The organism is Arthrobacter sp. ov407, from assembly GCF_900102895.1.
Taxonomy (GTDB): domain Bacteria; phylum Actinomycetota; class Actinomycetes; order Actinomycetales; family Micrococcaceae; genus Arthrobacter.
Genome location: NZ_FNGD01000004.1, coordinates 20,291 through 36,403 on the forward strand (window position 1 = coordinate 20,291; position 16,113 = coordinate 36,403).

Annotated in this window: 13 protein-coding genes; 4 read left to right on the forward strand and 9 right to left on the reverse strand. The window is 67.8% G+C overall.

All coding sequences use genetic code 11. The annotated features are described in order from the left end of the window. Positions 1-88 precede the first annotated feature (88 nt). Genes BLS42_RS06015 through BLS42_RS06025 form a run of 3 tightly spaced genes read left to right on the forward strand, consistent with a single transcriptional unit; the run spans position 89 to position 2,665 of the window. Positions 89-1,378, forward strand: coding sequence for a Mur ligase family protein (locus BLS42_RS06015; protein WP_090578055.1), 1,290 nt, complete (start codon positions 89-91; stop codon positions 1,376-1,378). Then, a complete protein-coding gene (locus BLS42_RS06020) occupies positions 1,375-2,172 on the forward strand; it encodes a type 1 glutamine amidotransferase (RefSeq protein ID WP_256336289.1) in 798 nt (265 codons plus the stop codon). Before BLS42_RS06015 ends, BLS42_RS06020 begins: the two co-directional genes overlap by 4 nt. 4 nt (positions 2,173-2,176) lie before the next feature. Beyond that, positions 2,177-2,665 (forward strand): GNAT family N-acetyltransferase, encoded by a 489-nt coding sequence (locus tag BLS42_RS06025; protein ID WP_090578724.1) that lies wholly within the window; start codon positions 2,177-2,179, stop codon positions 2,663-2,665. Between the two features lie 29 nt (positions 2,666-2,694). Here the strand turns inward: BLS42_RS06025 and BLS42_RS06030 are convergent, their stop codons facing one another. From BLS42_RS06030 to BLS42_RS06040, 3 genes are read right to left on the reverse strand one after another with little or no spacing between them, the layout of a single operon-like run. Next, the gene (locus BLS42_RS06030; RefSeq protein WP_090578058.1) at positions 2,695-3,207 is read right to left on the reverse strand and encodes a P-loop nucleotide/nucleoside kinase family protein; all 513 of its coding nucleotides are present in this window, start codon (positions 3,205-3,207) and stop codon (positions 2,695-2,697) included. Positions 3,208-3,214: 7 nt separating this feature from the next. After that, a complete protein-coding gene (locus BLS42_RS06035) occupies positions 3,215-4,066 on the reverse strand; it encodes an alpha/beta fold hydrolase (protein ID WP_256336290.1) in 852 nt (283 codons plus the stop codon). Positions 4,067-4,077: 11 nt separating this feature from the next. Further along, complete coding sequence (locus BLS42_RS06040; RefSeq protein WP_090578061.1) at positions 4,078-5,349, reverse strand: CapA family protein; 1,272 nt, start codon at positions 5,347-5,349, stop codon at positions 4,078-4,080. Positions 5,350-5,431: 82 nt separating this feature from the next. On the opposite strand from BLS42_RS06040, the gene BLS42_RS06045 reads away from it, so the two are divergent. Further along, a complete protein-coding gene (locus BLS42_RS06045) occupies positions 5,432-7,444 on the forward strand; it encodes a M3 family metallopeptidase (RefSeq protein WP_090578064.1) in 2,013 nt (670 codons plus the stop codon). Positions 7,445-7,616: 172 nt separating this feature from the next. On the opposite strand, the gene pdxS is transcribed toward BLS42_RS06045, so the two are convergent. The 6 genes from pdxS to BLS42_RS06075 form a co-directional block, all read right to left on the reverse strand. After that, on the reverse strand, positions 7,617-8,543 hold the full coding sequence (gene pdxS / locus BLS42_RS06050) for a pyridoxal 5'-phosphate synthase lyase subunit PdxS (RefSeq protein WP_090578067.1): 927 nt from the start codon (positions 8,541-8,543) through the stop codon (positions 7,617-7,619). Between the two features lie 207 nt (positions 8,544-8,750). After that, a complete protein-coding gene (gene pgsA, locus BLS42_RS06055) occupies positions 8,751-9,389 on the reverse strand; it encodes a phosphatidylinositol phosphate synthase (RefSeq protein WP_090578070.1) in 639 nt (212 codons plus the stop codon). Beyond that, the gene (locus BLS42_RS06060; RefSeq protein WP_090578073.1) at positions 9,382-10,020 is read right to left on the reverse strand and encodes an HIT family protein; all 639 of its coding nucleotides are present in this window, start codon (positions 10,018-10,020) and stop codon (positions 9,382-9,384) included. The genes pgsA and BLS42_RS06060 overlap by 8 nt, the downstream gene beginning before the upstream one ends. An 18-nt stretch (positions 10,021-10,038) precedes the next feature. Beyond that, positions 10,039-12,048: a threonine--tRNA ligase gene (gene thrS / locus BLS42_RS06065; protein WP_090578075.1), complete on the reverse strand. Its 2,010-nt coding sequence runs from the start codon at positions 12,046-12,048 to the stop codon at positions 10,039-10,041. 190 nt (positions 12,049-12,238) lie between these two features. Further along, positions 12,239-15,739, reverse strand: coding sequence for a DNA polymerase III subunit alpha (locus tag BLS42_RS06070; RefSeq protein ID WP_090578078.1), 3,501 nt, complete (start codon positions 15,737-15,739; stop codon positions 12,239-12,241). Next, positions 15,736-16,071, reverse strand: a complete 336-nt coding sequence (locus BLS42_RS06075) for a DUF6504 family protein (RefSeq protein WP_090578081.1) — start codon at positions 16,069-16,071, stop codon at positions 15,736-15,738. The genes BLS42_RS06070 and BLS42_RS06075 overlap by 4 nt, the downstream gene beginning before the upstream one ends. Positions 16,072-16,113: the final 42 nt, after the last annotated feature.

Sequence of the window (16,113 nt, forward strand, 5' to 3'; positions counted from 1 at the left end):
CTCTGCACCTGCGCGGTACGCATGGAGATCGCATGTCCGAGCCCCCGGCGTCCGGGGTCCATGCCTCTACTGGGATATATTACAGAGCATGCTTTACTTCAGCGTTCCGCTCGGCAAGCTCGTCCGCCGGGTCTCCCGGCTCAGGGGCGGAGGCTCGGCCCTTCCCGGGCTTGTGGTCGAAAAAATCGATCCCGGTTTCATGCGGCGGACACTTTCCACGCTGCCGCTGGGGGTCGCCGTCGTCAGTGGCACGAACGGGAAAACCACCACCACGAAGATGGTGGTGGAACTGCTGGAGAGCCAGGGGCTGAAGGTCTTCACGAACCGCACCGGCAGCAACTTCACCCGCGGCGTGGCCGCGGCGCTCCTGGGCGAGGTGGACTGGCGGGGCCGGCTCGATGCCGACGTCGCGGTCCTGGAACTGGACGAGGCGCATGCCGTGCACTTCGTCAACAAGGTCCCGCCGCGGTACAGCCTCCTGCTCAATGTCCTCCGCGACCAGCTGGACCGTTTCGGCGAGATCGACAAGACCGCCGAGCTGCTCCAGCACATCGCGTCCAAGACCACCGGAACCGTGGTCCTGAACCGGGAAGACCCCCGTGTGGCCCGGATCGCCCAGACCCTGGCCGGGCCGGAGGTGCTCTACTTCGGGCTGGACGATTCCCTGCTGAGCACCTTCCCCAACGACGATGACATGCGCGCCGCCCCGGGGAGCCCGGTGCCTCCCGCCCCCGCCCGGCCGGCCGCCGACGTCGTGCTGCGCCGAGTGGGCGCCGACGACGCCGATTTCGAATACGACGGCGCGACTGTCACCACGGCAATGAAGCTGCGCGGCGTCTACAACATCTTCAATGCCGCCGCCGCGCTGACCCTGGCCCGCGGCGTCTCCGGCGCCCGCGGCACCGGTACCGACCAGGCCGGCCTACTCACGGCGCTGTCCAAGGTGGCGCCGGCATTCGGCCGCGGCGAAAGCCTCGTGGTCGACGGCCTGCCTCTGGAGCTGGTGCTGGTCAAGAACCCCAGCGGTTTCCGGCTCGGCCTGAAATCATTCCCGGCCGCCGGGTACGCCACGATGATCGCGATCAATGACAATTACGCTGACGGCCGGGACATGTCCTGGCTGTGGGACGTCGAATTCGATACGCTCCGCAACGGCGGCGTTGACCAGCTCACGGGCTCCCGCGCATACGATATGGCGCTGCGGCTGCAGTACGACGACGTCGCCATCGGCGCCGTCGATCCGGAGATCGCGCCGGCACTGGCAGCGTTCATCCGCGGCGGCCAGGGCAAGCCGAAGAGGATCTTCTGCACTTACACGGCCATGCTGGCCATCCGCCGCGAGCTGTCCAAAATCACCACAGTGGAGGTGGTCTCATGACCCCGCGGTCCCCCGAAACCCCGCACGAGCTCTCCTTTGGGCACGAACTTCCGCCCGAAGATTCCGCGGCCCCCAGCAAGGGAACCATCCGGGTCCTGCAGCTATACCCGCGGGACATGAACATCTACGGCGACTGGGGCAATGCCCTGGTCATCGCCCAGCGCCTGCGCTGGCACGGCTACACGCCGGAACTGCTCGAATACAACGTCGGTGACCCGTTCCCTGAAGACGTGGACCTGATTGTCGGTGGCGGCGGACAGGACAGCGGACAGCTCGTCATCCAGGACGATCTCCTCTCGCGCGAGTCCACCCTGAAACAACTGGCCGACGACGGCACCCCGATGCTCGTGATCTGCGGGCTGTACCAGCTTTTCGGGAAATTCTTCAAGACCCGGCTCGGCTCGGTCCTCCCCGGCATCGGCATCCTGGACGTGGAGACCCACGGCACCGACGAACGCCTGATCGGGAACGTCACCGTCTCCTCGCCCGAGTTCGGCAGCATCCTGGGCTATGAGAACCACAGCGGCCAGACCACACTGGGACCCGGCGTCGAACCGCTCGGAACCACCGCCAAGGGCACCGGCAACAACAGCGCCGACGGCCAGGAAGGCGCCCGCTACCGCAACGTCGTGGCGAGCTACCTGCACGGGTCGCTGCTGCCCAAGAACCCGGCCCTCGCGGACTTCCTGATCCGTACCGCCGTCGAACGCAAATATGGCAGCTTCACGCCGGGCACCCCGGACGACTCCTACGCGGTGCTGGCGCGTGAACACGCCGCCCGCCGGCCCCGCTGACCAGATGGCAGGCACGCCTGGCGGCACGATCCTGATTGGGCGCGACACCCCGGAACGGGAGGACGTCCAACAGCTTCTGGGCGAGCACCTCGCCGACATGTACGCGACCTCGCCGCCGGAAAGCGTCCACGCCCTTGATCCCGCCGCCTTGGCCGGACCGGGCATCAGCTTCTGGACCGCCCGGGAGGGCTCACGACTGTTGGGCTGCGCGGCGCTGAAACACCTGGCTCCGGGCGAGGCTGAGATCAAGTCGATGCGCACCGCGGCAGCAGCGCGCGGGCGCGGCGTTGCCTCGGCGCTGCTCCGTCACCTCCTGGCGGAGGCCCGGCACAGCGGCTACCGGCGGTTGTTCCTGGCGACGGGGAGCCAGGAGTTTTTCGCTCCCGCGCGGCGGCTGTACGAGCGGCACGGCTTCGCGGACTGCCCGCCGTTCGCCGGTTACGAGCTCGATCCCAACAGCGTCTTCATGTCCTTGCTCCTCGACGCCGCCTAGCTGCGCGGGAGCTGGCCGCCAATGGCCGCCTAACGGCCGGTTACGGACCGAATTTCCAGGCCCTCGTCGGGCCCTGGAGGTTCGAAGATGCCGGCCAGATGCCGCACACCGCCCTCCTCCAGCCGGTGGGACCAAGGATCCCCATCCGCGGCTCTTCTGCCAACACGCTCAATGGCGGCGTCCAAAGGTGTACGGACGTGGTGCAGCACAGCGGGGAATCCCGCGGCTCTTGCCTTGTCCCTCCAGACTGCGCGTCTAGCGCGGCTCCACTGGTTCCAGTCCAGAACTACGTCCGTGCCGGAATGCAGTACTTGCCGCGCGGTATCCCAGATCAGGAGTTTGCAGGACTCGGCAAGGTCACCGTATTCCGCGGCTGCGAAGTGGACTCCGGGATAGAGCCGCAGCATCCATTCGTCCAGGCTGAAGCGCGCTGCCGGAAGTTCCGTCTGAAGTTCCCTGGCCAGTGCCGTCTTGCCTGCACCGTTGAGGCCACAGAGCAGATGGATAGTGGGGGGCAGACGGACCGTGGGGAGCAGATGCATCGCCAGCTTACGGTGTTGTCTGCGGCTGCCGCAGCAGTGCCGCGAATTCGGCCGGCCGGGTCACGGGCCACCAATGGCCGCCGTCGACCCTCGTCACGGTCACGTCGTCCACCCACGTTTCGAGCCCCTCCACGAGGGCCGGCCCGAGGAACTGATCCTTCAGCGGCACCACCACGTGGACGGGCATCGTCACGCGGCCGCCTGCCGGCCAGTTCGCGGCCGAGAAGAAGTTGGCGCGATAGAGCGCCAGCCCCCGGATGGGATCATCGCCGACGTCGCGCTTCGCCGTCCGCTCGTAGCGTTTGGTGAGGAACAGGCGCCAGGCGGCCTCCGGCAGCTGGGGCACGAGGAACGCTGCGATGTACCAGCTCCGGGCCAGTTGCCCAGCCAGCTGCGGCCACGCGCGGGGACGCGCATACCGGCTTCGCACCCAGCGGGCAAAGTGCCGCAGGTCCGGGCCCGAGATGCTCGTGTACCGGCCGATCAGGCCGGCTGCCCTGCGGTCCTGGACGGCGGCCCAGCCCTGGATCGATCCCCAGTCATGGCCCACGAGATGGATGTCCGTGGCGCCGACAGCAGCAAGCACTGCGAGCGTGTCATCCACGAGCGTCTTCAGGGTGAAGTCCCTGGGGAAGCCGATGACGGCGGAGGCGCCCGCGTTCCGGGTGTCATAGGCCACCACGTGATGCGTCCGTGCGAGCTCGCGGATGGCCGGGAGGAACACCCGGTGGTCATCGGGGTAGCCGTGCACGAGGAGCAGCGTGGGCACCTCGGGTCCCGGCTCCGGGCCGTACTCAAACACAGCCAGCTCAGCCCCGTGCGACGCGACGGTACGCCGCCGTTCGTTGATCATCTCCATGCTGCCCAAGCTTAGGGCTTCCGGGAAAGAATCAGCTCGTGGGCGCCCGCCGCCGGGGCGCCCATCGACTCCACCACGGCCGTTGTGCGCCGGCGCGTGGCGGCGTCCGCCGCCGTACCTGCGCAGCGGCCCTGCGGCGCGTCGGCAGCCACCGAACACCAGCGGTAGGGTCCGCGGACCACCACCGACGGCGCCCAGGCCAGGTCCGAGGCAGCCCAGGCCCCGGCCGCATCCTGGCTGAACTGCACCCGGACCAACAGGCCCTCGTTGTTTACCACGAACGACGGCGAGAGTTCGGTGATGCCGTTGCCGAGCCCGTACACAATCCACGTTCCCTTGTACTTCTCGATCGGCAGCACCGAATGGCTGTGGTGACCGTAGATCATGCTGAACTGGCCGCTGTCCACGAGCGTATGGGCGACCTCCCGCTGCTGGACGTTCGGCTCACTGGAGTACTCATCGCCGGCGTGCATGACCCCCAGCACGATGTCCGCGCCCAATGCCCGGGCCCTGCGCGCCTTGGAAATCATTGCGGCCGGATCGAGCAGGTCGACCTGCCAGGACTGCTCGGCACGCAGCCCATTGAGGCCGTACGCGGCATCGACGACGGCGATTTTGGCCGCTGCGGTCTGCAGGATCAGCACTCCCTTCGACTCCGCCTCGGTCCGGTATGAGCCCGTGTGCCGCAGCCCGGCGGCGTCGAGGGCGTCCAGGGTGCGGACGAGGCCCGCGCTGCCACGGTCAACGGTGTGGTTGCTGGCCGTCGTGCAGGCCTGATAGCCCACACCCCGGACGGCCGTGACGATCTGCGGCGGAACGTTGAAGGAGGGGTACCCGGAGAACGGTCCGTCCGGGCCCGCCACCGGGGTTTCAAGATGGCAGATCGCCACGTCGCTCTGCTCGATGTAGCGCCGCTGGCCCTCCAGCAACGGCCCGAAGTCCAGCCCCGCCGCACCGGCAGCGCGGGCGTCCTCGCGTGCCTGCTGCCAGAGCTGGGGGTGAACCAGCATGTCCCCGGTGACCAGGACGGAGGTGCACCGGACGGCCGCACAGCCGGGACCCTTACCCGGCGTCGGCGTCGGGGTACGAGTCGGAGTCGGCGTCGGCGTGCCCGACGGCGGCCGGGCGCCGTCTGCCGCTCCCCCAGTGCTTCCGGTTGCCGACGAGGGACTTAGTCCGCCCGGCCCGGCGAGGAGTCCGCAAGATGTCAGCAGCGACGCGAGGACAACGCCCGTGGCAGCGGCAACGATCCGGCCACGCAGACCGGCACTGATTTTCCCCATGCCGGCCATCCTACGGTGAGCGGAACCACAACACACGGAGGCGATCGTTGAGAACACGGGCCGTGCATGAAAGAGTCACTTCATGACCAATCCCCTCCTGAGCCCCAGCACCCTGCCCTACGGCCTGCCACCCTTCGCGGACATCGAAGACGCGCACTACGCCGAGGCCGTTGAGGCAGGCCTGGCCGAGCATCTTGCCGAAATTCAGGCCATCGTGGCCGACCCGGCCGCCCCGAACTTCGAAAACACGGCCTTGGCGATGGAACGCTCCGGCCGGCTGCTGGAACGGGCCGCCGCGTCCCTTTTCACCTTGGTTTCCGCGGACGCCTCGGATTCCATCCGGGATCTCGAGACCCGCCTGTCCCCGCTCTTTGCCGCCCACGAGGACGCCGTCTACCTCAACCGCGGGCTCTACGAACGCTTCGCTGCGCTGGACACAGCCGTCCTGGACGCGGAGTCCGCCCGGCTCGTGGAGGAGTACCTCAAGGAGTTCCGGGCCTCCGGCATCCAGCTGGACGACGCCGGCCAGGAGCGCCTCAAGGACGTCAACGCAGAGCTTTCCCGGCTCGGCACCGAGTTCGGCCAGCGCGTCAAGGAAGGCATGAAGTCCGCTGCCCTGCTGCTTGACGACGCCGCCGACCTCGCCGGCCTGCCCGCCGACGACGTCGCCAGCGCCGCCGAGGCCGCCCGGACCGCCGGGCACGAGGGCAAGTTCCTGCTGACCCTGATCCAGCCAAGCAACCAGCCCGCCATGGCCGCGCTGGCGAACCGGGACGTCCGCCGGCGGCTCTACGAGGCCTCGATCGGCCGCGGCAGCGACGGCGGCAGCTTCGATGTGCTCGATCTGGTCAAGGACATGGTCCGGCTCCGCGCCGAGAAGGCCGGCCTGCTGGGGTTCGCGAACTTCGCCGAACTCAGTGTGGACCGGCAGACGGCACCGGACTTCCAGGCCGTTCAGGCCATGATGAGCCGGCTGGCCCCGGCCGCCGTCCGCAACGCCGACGCCGAGGCCGAGGCGCTGGCCGAGGCCGCCGGCCACCCCCTCGAGGCCTGGGACTGGGCGTACTACTCGGCCAAGGTCAAGCGCGAGCGGTATGCCGTGGATGAGCAGGCCCTGCGCCCCTACTTTGAGCTGGACCGGGTGTTGAACGACGGTGTGTTCTTCGCGGCGACCGCCCTGTACGGCGTCACCTTCCACGAACGCGCCGATCTCGCCGGCTACCACCCGGACGTGCGCGTCTGGGAGGTGAGGAATTCCGACGGCACGGACCTGGGCTTGTTCCTCGGCGACTACTACACGCGGGAGACGAAGCGCGGGGGCGCGTGGATGAATTCCCTCGTGGAGCAGTCCGGGCTGCTGAACACCCGTCCGGTGGTGATCAACAACCTCAACATCTCCAAGCCGCCGGCCGGCGAGCCCACCCTGCTGACGCTGGATGAACTCCGCACCACGTTCCACGAGTTCGGCCATGCCCTGCACGGCTTGTTTTCCGCCGTCACATATCCGCGGTTCTCCGGCACCAACGTGCCGCGGGACTTCGTGGAATACCCTTCGCAGGTCAACGAAATGTGGATTATGTGGCCCGAGGTCCTGGCCAACTATGCGCGGCACCATGCGACCGGCGAACCCCTGCCGCAGGAAACCGTGGACAAGCTCAACGCCGCACAGCTCTGGGGCGAAGGCTTCGGCACCACGGAATACCTCGGCGCGGCCCTGCTGGACCTGGCGTGGCATGTCCTGGACGGCTCCGATGTCCCGGACGACGTCCTCGAGTTCGAAGCGAAGGCACTGGCCGCGGCCGGCGTGGCGCACAGCCTTATCCCGCCGCGCTACCGGACAGGCTACTTCCAGCACATCTTCGCCGGCGGCTGGTACGCCGCCGGCTACTACTCCTACATCTGGAGCGAAGTCCTGGACGCCGACACCGTGGAATGGTTCAAGGAAAACGGCGGCATCAGCCGCGCCAACGGCGATTTCTTCCGGGCCGAACTGCTTTCCCGCGGCAACAGCCGGGACCCGCTGGAGTCATTCCGCGCCTTCCGGGGCCGGGACGCGGATCTCGGGCCGCTGCTGAAGCGCCGCGGCCTCGACTAACCCACGCAGAACGCAAACGACGCCGGCCCGTCACCTGGAAAGGTGACGGGCCGGACTCGTACTAATACTTCGGCGACAATCGCGCCCGACTCTCTTGGCTTAATAAGAGAGACTGCAGAGGCTCCATGGATGAGGCGCCTTGGCGCCGAGTCTGTGGAGAAGCAGTCGAACGTTACCAGCCGCGCTCGGCGAGGCGGTGCGGCTGCGGGATTTCGTCGACGTTGATCCCGACCATGGCCTCGCCCAGGCCGCGGGAGGCCTTTGCGATCTCGTCCGGGTCATCGAAGAAGGTGGTGGCCTTCACGACGGCGGCGGCACGCTGGGCCGGGTTGCCGGACTTGAAGATGCCGGAGCCGACGAACACGCCGTCGGCGCCGAGCTGCATCATCATCGCGGCGTCGGCCGGGGTGGCGATACCGCCGGCGGTGAACAGCACCACGGGGAGCTTGCCGGTCGCGGCAACTTCCTTGACCAGTTCGTACGGTGCCTGCAGCTCCTTGGCCGCGACGTAGAGCTCGTCCTCGGCCATGCCGGCAAGCTTCTTGATCTCGGCGCGGATCTGGCGCATGTGCGTGGTGGCGTTGGAGACGTCTCCGGTGCCGGCCTCACCCTTGGACCGGATCATCGCCGCGCCCTCGTTGATGCGGCGCAGGGCCTCACCGAGGTTGGTCGCACCGCAGACGAACGGAACGGTGAAGTTCCACTTGTCGATGTGGTTGGTGTAGTCGGCCGGGGTCAGGACCTCGGACTCGTCGATGTAGTCCACGCCGAGGGACTGCAGGACCTGCGCCTCGACGAAGTGCCCGATCCGGGCCTTGGCCATGACGGGCACGGACACGGACGCGATGATCTTGTCGATCATGTCGGGATCGGACATGCGGGACACGCCGCCCTGGGCGCGGATATCGGCCGGAACGCGTTCCAGCGCCATCACGGCCACGGCACCGGCGTCTTCGGCGATGCGGGCCTGCTCGGCGTTGACGACGTCCATGATGACGCCGCCTTTGAGCATCTCAGCCATGCCGCGCTTGACGCGGCTGCTGCCCGTGACGTTCTTCGCGGACGCGCCGGCTTCGCTGCTTACCTCAGGTGTAGACACAAAAACCCCTATGGGTAGATAGATGACCTCGCCGGGGCGCGGACGGCAGGTAAATGCCGTGTCTCGCACACACCGGATTACCGGATCCATTGGCCGGTAAAGCTAATACTATCCCCCGGCCGGGGCACGGCAGAACTCAAGTTACAGCAGTCGAATCTCGCGCGGGACCGGGGATTCGGCGAGCCCGCCGCGGGGCCGTGTGGCGCGTCAGGCGGACCGTTCCGTGGCGGTACCTTCGGGTTCTTCCAGCGACTGGCGGTGGACTGTCACGATGCGCTGGATTACTGTCACCAGGCTCGCCGTCGCCAGGAGGCACAGCGTCACGAACAGCACCACGACGGGCAGGCCCAGGCCCGTGAGACCCGTGACCACCAGCACGGACACGAGGCGCTCGGCGCGCTCGGCGATGCCGACGTTGGCGTGAAACCCCAGGGCTTCCGCCTTGGCCCGCGCGTATGACACCACCATGCCGAGTACGAGGCAGACGATGGCGGCGACGGCGATCGGCGGGTTGGCGCCGCCGGTGAAGAACCAGACGGCGAGGCCGGCGAAGAGGGCGCCGTCGGCCACGCGGTCCAGGGTGGAGTCCAGGAAATTGCCCCACCGGCCGCCGCGCTGCTGCATCCGGGCCATAATGCCGTCAATGACGTCGGAGAAAATGAACGCCGTGATGAACACGGTCCCCCACAGGAGCTGCCCGAGCGGGTAGAAGACGAGGGCGCCGATCACCACACCGAGCGTGCCGACCACAGTCACGGCGTCGGGCGACACCCCGATCCGCAGCAGCCAGCGGGCAACCGGAGAGAACAGTGCGGTGAAGAAACCACGGGCGTGCCTGTTAAGCATCCTTCTCCCCGGTTGTTTCCCGCTCCGCGGGCATATTCTGCCCCGCTGGCGTTTCCTGCGGCCACGCGTCAGCCACCTGCTGGCGAACCTCGCCGAGGGTCTGCGTGATCGCCTTGGTCTGGGCAATGATGGGGAAGAAATTTCCGTCCCCGCCCCAGCGCGGCACCACGTGCTGGTGCAGGTGGCCGGCGATGCCCGCCCCGCCGGTGACGCCCTGGTTCATGCCCAGATTGAAACCGGAGGGGTTGGCGACCTTGCGCAGCACCCGCATGGCGGTCTGGGTCAGCTCGGCGAATTCCGCCGTTTCCTCGACCGTCAGATCCGTGTAGTCAGGGATGTGCCGGTAGGGGCAGACCAGCAGGTGGCCCGGGTTGTACGGAAAGAGGTTCAGCACCACGTAGCTGGTCCTGCCCCGGTACACGATCAGGGAGTCCTCGTCCCCCCGCTCGGGTGCTGCGCAGAACGGGCAGTCGTCCGGGTTCTTGAACTGCTGCTGGCCGCCCTTGATGTACGCCATCCGGTGCGGGGTCCACAGGCGCTGGAAAGCGTCAGGGACCCCGGCCAGGCCGAAGTCGTCCGTCACGTCGTGGTCGCCCGGATACTCCGGCCCGGCCCCTGGGGTTTCCTGCACGCGCTGCCTTCCGTCTGCCTAGCTGGTCCGGTTTCGGACAGCGTCGACGATCCGCTGGACGGCCTCGGCCACGGGCACGCCGTTGTCCTGGCTGCCGTCGCGGAAGCGGAAGGACACGGCTCCTGCCTCGGCGTCGTCTCCGCCGGCGATCAGCACGAACGGGATCTTGTCCTTGCTTGCCGTGCGGATCTTCTTCGGGAAACGGTCCGAGGAGATGTCGACCTCGGCGCGGATGCCGGCCGCCTTGAGCTGGTCCACGACGTCGAACATGTAGTCGTTGAAGGCCTCAGCCACCGGGATGCCCACCACCTGCACGGGCGCCAGCCAGGCGGGGAAGGCACCGGCGTAGTGTTCGGTCAGCACGCCCATGAAGCGCTCCACCGAGCCGAACAAGGCACGGTGGATCATCACGGGCCGCTGCCGGGTGCCGTCGGCGGCCTGGAACTCGAGCTCGAAGCGCTCGGGCAGGTTGAAGTCCAGCTGGATCGTTGACATCTGCCAGGTGCGGCCGAGCGCGTCCTTGGTCTGGACGGAAATCTTGGGGCCGTAGAACGCGGCTCCGCCCGGATCCGGGATGAGCTCAAGCCCGGAGGCTTCGGCCACCTCGGCAAGGGTGCGGGTGGCTTCATCCCAGGTGGCGTCGTCGCCCACGAACTTGTCTTCGTTCTTGGTGGAGAGCTCGAGGTAGAAGTCGTCCAGGCCGTAGTCCTTGAGCAGGCCGAGGACGAAGTTCAGCGTGGTGGTCAGCTCGTCCTTCATCTGCTCGCGGGTGCAGTAAATGTGGGCGTCGTCCTGGGTCATGCCCCGGACGCGGGTCAGGCCGTGTACCACGCCGGACTTCTCATAACGGTAAACCGAACCGAACTCGAAGAGCCGCAGCGGCAGTTCGCGGTACGAGCGTCCGCGGGACCGGAAGATCAGGTTGTGCATGGGGCAGTTCATCGGCTTGAGGTAGTAGTCCTGGCCGGGCTTGCGGACCGTGCCGTCCTCGTTCAGCTCCGCGTCGATGTGCATCGCCGGGAACATGCCTTCCTTGTACCAGTCCAGGTGGCCTGAGACTTCGTAGAGGTGGCCCTTGGTGATGTGCGGGGTGTAGACGAAATCGTAGCCGGCATCCACGTGGCGCTGGCGGGAATAGTCCTCCATGGCCTTGCGGATGATGCCGCCCTTGGGGTGGAAGACCGGCAGGCCTGAGCCGAGCTCGTCCGGGAAGGAGAACAGGTCCAGCTCCGCGCCGAGCTTGCGGTGGTCGCGGCGCTCGGCCTCGGCGATGCGCTCCTGGTAGGCCTTGAGTGCGTCCTTGGTGGGCCAGGCGGTGCCGTAGATGCGCTGCAGCTGCTGGTTGTTCTGGTTGCCCAGCCAGTAGGCGGCCGAGGACCGGGTCAGTGCGAAGGCGTTGGAGATCAGCTTGGTGTTCGGCAGGTGCGGACCGCGGCACAGATCGCACCAGATGCTGTCCCCGCTCTTGCGGTCCACGTTGTCGTAGATGGTGATGTCGCCAGCGCCGACCTCGACGTTGACGCCCTCTCCGGCCTCCGCGGCGTTGTTCTTCTTGCCCAGGAGTTCGAGCTTGTAGGGCTCGTCCTTCATCGCTTCGCGGGCCTCGTCCTCGGACACCACGCGGCGCACGAACTTCTGGTTCTGGTTGATGATCTTCTGCATCATCTTTTCGAGCTGGCGGAGGTCTTCCGGGGTGAACGGTTCCGCGACGTCGAAGTCGAAGTAGAAGCCGTCGGTGATGTAGGGGCCGATGCCGAGTTTCGCGTCGGGGCGCAGCTGCTGCACGGCCTGGGCCATGACGTGGGCCGTGGAGTGGCGCAGGACGTTGAGCCCGTCCGGGGAATCAATCGTGACGGCCTCAACGGCGGCGTCCTCGGGAAGGGGCTGGTCCAGGTCCTTCAACTCGCCGTTAACGCGGGCCACAACGACGTCGCGGCGCTCAAAGAAGAGTTCCGCGCCGGTGGTCCCGGTAGTCACCTTGGTCTCTTCGCCGTCGACGAGAAGGGTGATCTGCTGGGCATCTGACACGGGTGTCTCCTATTCAAAGTTAAGGCTTCGTAGCTTGTGGCGTACGGGGACCACAGCCAGCCTCGTCCATGCTATCGGTTTCTCCAGAGGCCAACCAACGCGTCTGCGCAGTTCACACTGAGCAGTAGAGCCCCGGCCGCAACCCAGCCCCAGCCCGGCTGGGCCCCAGGGCGCCCGCTCCGACGGGCGGTCAGCCGCCCAGCCCGGTGATGGCAAGGTTCCTGCTGATCCCGTCAAGGGGACCGGGCAGGGCAGGTGCGTGCTGGACGGTGGCGCCGGCAACGTATTCCGGGAACGGCAGAGTCTCCGGGCGGCTGAGGTCCCAGGCCATGCTGGCGCTGATGCTGATCCCCCGCGGCCCGGTCCGGCGGGTGGTGCCGCGGATCAGCAGCAGGCGGGTGCCGAACAGCAAGGATCCGGACTGCTCCTGCGCTTCGTGGAAGAAGACCGAATCCACGCAACCCGTGCCGTCGTCAATGCTGATGAACACCACCCGCCGACCGCCCCGCATGGGCGGGGTCTGGGTGGCCACCCGGACCCCGGCAACCAGCACCTCCGTGCCGTTGCGCAGTCCCAGCAGCTTGTCCGCGGTGGTGACGCCGAGCCGGTCCAGCAGCGGGCGATGGCTGGTCATGAGGTGCTCGCTGACGTCCACAGCCATCAGGTCCAGTTCCGCCCGGACGTTGTCCACCATGCTGGGCGCGGGCAGCACCGCCTTTAGGTTCTTCAGTTCCACGTCCCCCAGCGGCAACGCCAGCTGGCCCTCAATGACCTCCATGCCCTTGCGCAAGGGGCGGGTTTGGAGTTTCTGCAGGTGCTGGACCAGGTCCGCCCGGTTGGCTGCTCCCCCGGACGCCCGGTGCAGCGAATCGAAGGCGCCCAGCTGGGCCAGGCGCTGGATGCTGGGCCTGCTCAGCCGCGACCGGGCGCGCAGGTCCGCCAGGGAGTCGTAGGGCTGGCCGGCCACTATCCGTTTCAGCTCGGCGCCGGAAAGTCCGAAGATGCCGTTCAGGCTCAGCCGGATGCCCAGCCTGCCCCGGTCCGACCCGGATTCCACACGTTCCACCCGGTACTCGGCCTGGCTCCGGTTGATGTCGAGGGGAAGGATGGGGATCCCCAGGCGGCGGGCCTCGGCGACGAGCAGGCGTTTGGGGTACATGCCGGGGTCGTGTTCCCAGAGCCCGGCGAGGAAGGCCTCCGGGTGGTGCGCCTTGAGCCAGGCCGACTGGTAGGTGGGCACGGCGAAGGCGGCTCCGTGGGCCTTGCAGAACCCGAAGCTGCCAAAGGCCTTCAGCGTGCCCCAGACCTTGTCCACCACTTCGGGACTGTAGTTCCGGGCCCGCGCCTCCTTCCGGAAGAACTCCTCCACCCTGGCTTCCAGCACCTCGTTGCCCAGCGCGCGGCGGAACTCGTCGGCGCGCGCCAGACCGCACCCGGTCATGACATCGAAGGTCTTGAGGATTTGTTCGTGGAAAACCGTGACCCCGTGGGTTTCCTGGAGGACCGGTTTGAGGTCGGGATGCGGGTAGACCTCGGGGGCGAACCCGTGCCGGTGCTCCAGGAAGGGCCGGACCATGTCGGATTTCATCGGGCCGGGGCGGAACAGCGAGATGTCAATGATGAGATCGTTGAATTCCCGGGGCGCCATCTTGCCGATCAGTTCACGCTGGCCCGGGGATTCGATCTGGAAGCAGCCCAGGGTGTGGGTGCTGCGGATCAGTTCAAAGGTTGGCTCGTCATCGAGCGGGACCGCATTGAGGTCGATGTGCCCGTCCTCGGCGATGTAATCCGGGCCGGTCCCGTCCGGGCCGGCCGGATGCGCGCCGGCGGCCACCACCTCGGCCTTGGAGGGGTGGAGCCGGATGACTTCCCGGACGGCGAAGGCCATGGCGCTCTGCATCCGGACGCCCAGGACATCGAGTTTGAGCATGCCCATGGGGTCCATGTCGTGCTTGTCGAACTGGCTCATGGGCAGGCCCAGTCCGCTGGGCTGGACGGGGGTGCGGTCCAACAGGGTGGCATCGCCGAGGATGACGCCGCAGGGGTGCATGGAGATGTGCCGGGGCAGCCGGTCCAGCCGTTCCGTGAGGTCCACCAGCAGGTCCAGTTGCTGGTTTTCAGTGAAGTCGCGTTGCTCCACCCGGTCCGCGAATTCCTTCAGCTCGGGTTTCTCCACGAGGGCTTCGCGGAAGTGCCGGGCCGAGAACCGCCACAGCTGCTTGGCGATTTCACCGACCTCGCCGTCGTCCATGCCCAGGGCCAGGCCGGCGTCGCGAACGGCACCGCGAGCGCGGTAGCCGTTCTGCATGCTCATCAGCGTGACGCGTTCGGCTCCGAAGCGCTCAAAGATCTTCCGGTAGACGTTGTGCCGTTCGGCGCTTTCGACGTCGATGTCAATGTCGGGCAGCGTGGCGCGGTCGCGGGAAAGGAAGCGTTCAAAGATGAGGTCGTGCTGGAGCGGGTTCACCTGGCTGATGTCGATCAGGTAGTTGACCAGGCTGGAGGCACCCGAACCGCGCGCGGCCGCCCGGACGCCCAGGGCCAGGATCATCCGTGAGACCTCGGCGACGGTCAGGAAGTAGGAGGCGAAGCCCAGCGAGTCGGTGATCCGGAGCTCGTGCTCCAACCGGGTCCGCAGCTGCTGTTCCCGCTGCCCGGAGATTCCCGGGAAGCGGCGGCCGATGCCGGCCTCACAGCGCAGGGTCAGCTCGGCGAGCGCGTCGCCGGCGATCCCGATCACGGATGCCTCCGGGACCACGGGCTGTTTCCAGCCCATGTCGGCAACAGGATCCATACGGCAGCGGTCCGCGAGCGCCTCGGTCTGGGCCAGGAGCCGTTTGAGGTCCGCCGTGCCGTAGCCGGCGGCGTGGATGATCTCCTTGCCCAGCTGCAGCATCTGGGCCGCCGATTTGAGCCAGCCCTGCCCGTTGGGCTGCAGCAGCGGGGCGGCGGAGAGCTCGGGGAGGGATTTCAGCGTCCGGGCCGAGTCCAGCACATCGGCGGTGGCCGCGCCGTCCTCTGCCACGTACCGCACGGCGTTGCTCAGCACGGCGGGCACCCCGTGCTCTGCGGCGAGCTTGAGCATGCGCACCGCGTGGGCGGTGCTCAGCGGTTCCCCTGGCGGGCTGAGCTGGGACACAACCTCCGCCGCCACCGTCCCGGGGGGCATGGCGTCCAGCCAGCGTTTGAACAGGGTGCGGGGCCGCAGGTAGCGCCGGCCTCCCATGGCTCGGCCGACGTCGGAGTCCGGGCCGATCAGCACTGTCAGAACCGGCTGCAGGGTTTCCGGGTGCAGGGTGCGGGAGGCCAGTTCCGCCCGGGTGACGGCCACCGGCACCGCTCCCCCGGCCTTGCCCGTAGTGCGGGCATGGGCGTCGGAGATCAGCCGGCACAACGCCCGGTACCCGGCGCCGTTGTTGTGTCCGTGCGCCAACACGACGACGCGTCCCCCGAGCTGGGTGCGGAGGTCGCCGTCGTCGTCAAAGACCGCAAGGTCCACCCCGACGATCGCATCGAGCCCGGCGGCCATGCACGCCTTCAGGTGCTTGACGGTGCCGTACAGCCCGTCACGGTCTGTGCAGGCCAGCGCGGTGGCGCCGTCTGCGGCGGCCGCGGCGGCCAGTTCATCCGGCCAGGAGACGCCGTAGTGGGCGCTGAAGGCGGTGGAGACGTGCAGGTGGGTGAAGTTCATGCTGTTTTGGGCTTCCGGAGGGGCTGCAGGGCGTCGTGGATCCTCAGGAGCCGCCACCGGCCGCTGCCGACATGCCGGGTCAGGTCAAGGGTGAGGGTGGAGTCCGCGGCATGGTCCCCGGCGGCACGCACCTGGACCCGCCAGATCTCGTGATCCACCAGGCCCGGACCGCTCCCGAGCGGCGCCCGGCTCTCCTCCGTCCACCACTGGCGGCGCTCATACCAGCGGACGGGTTCCGCGCAGACCGTGTAGCGCCGGCCGGCCCAGTCGAGGCGCAGGGGCTGGCCGGCGGGCGTGCAGACAACATCCACAGACTCGCTGAACATGCCCACGTTGCCTCCCGACCCAGTCCGGGCTGGAGCCGGCCCAGTCCC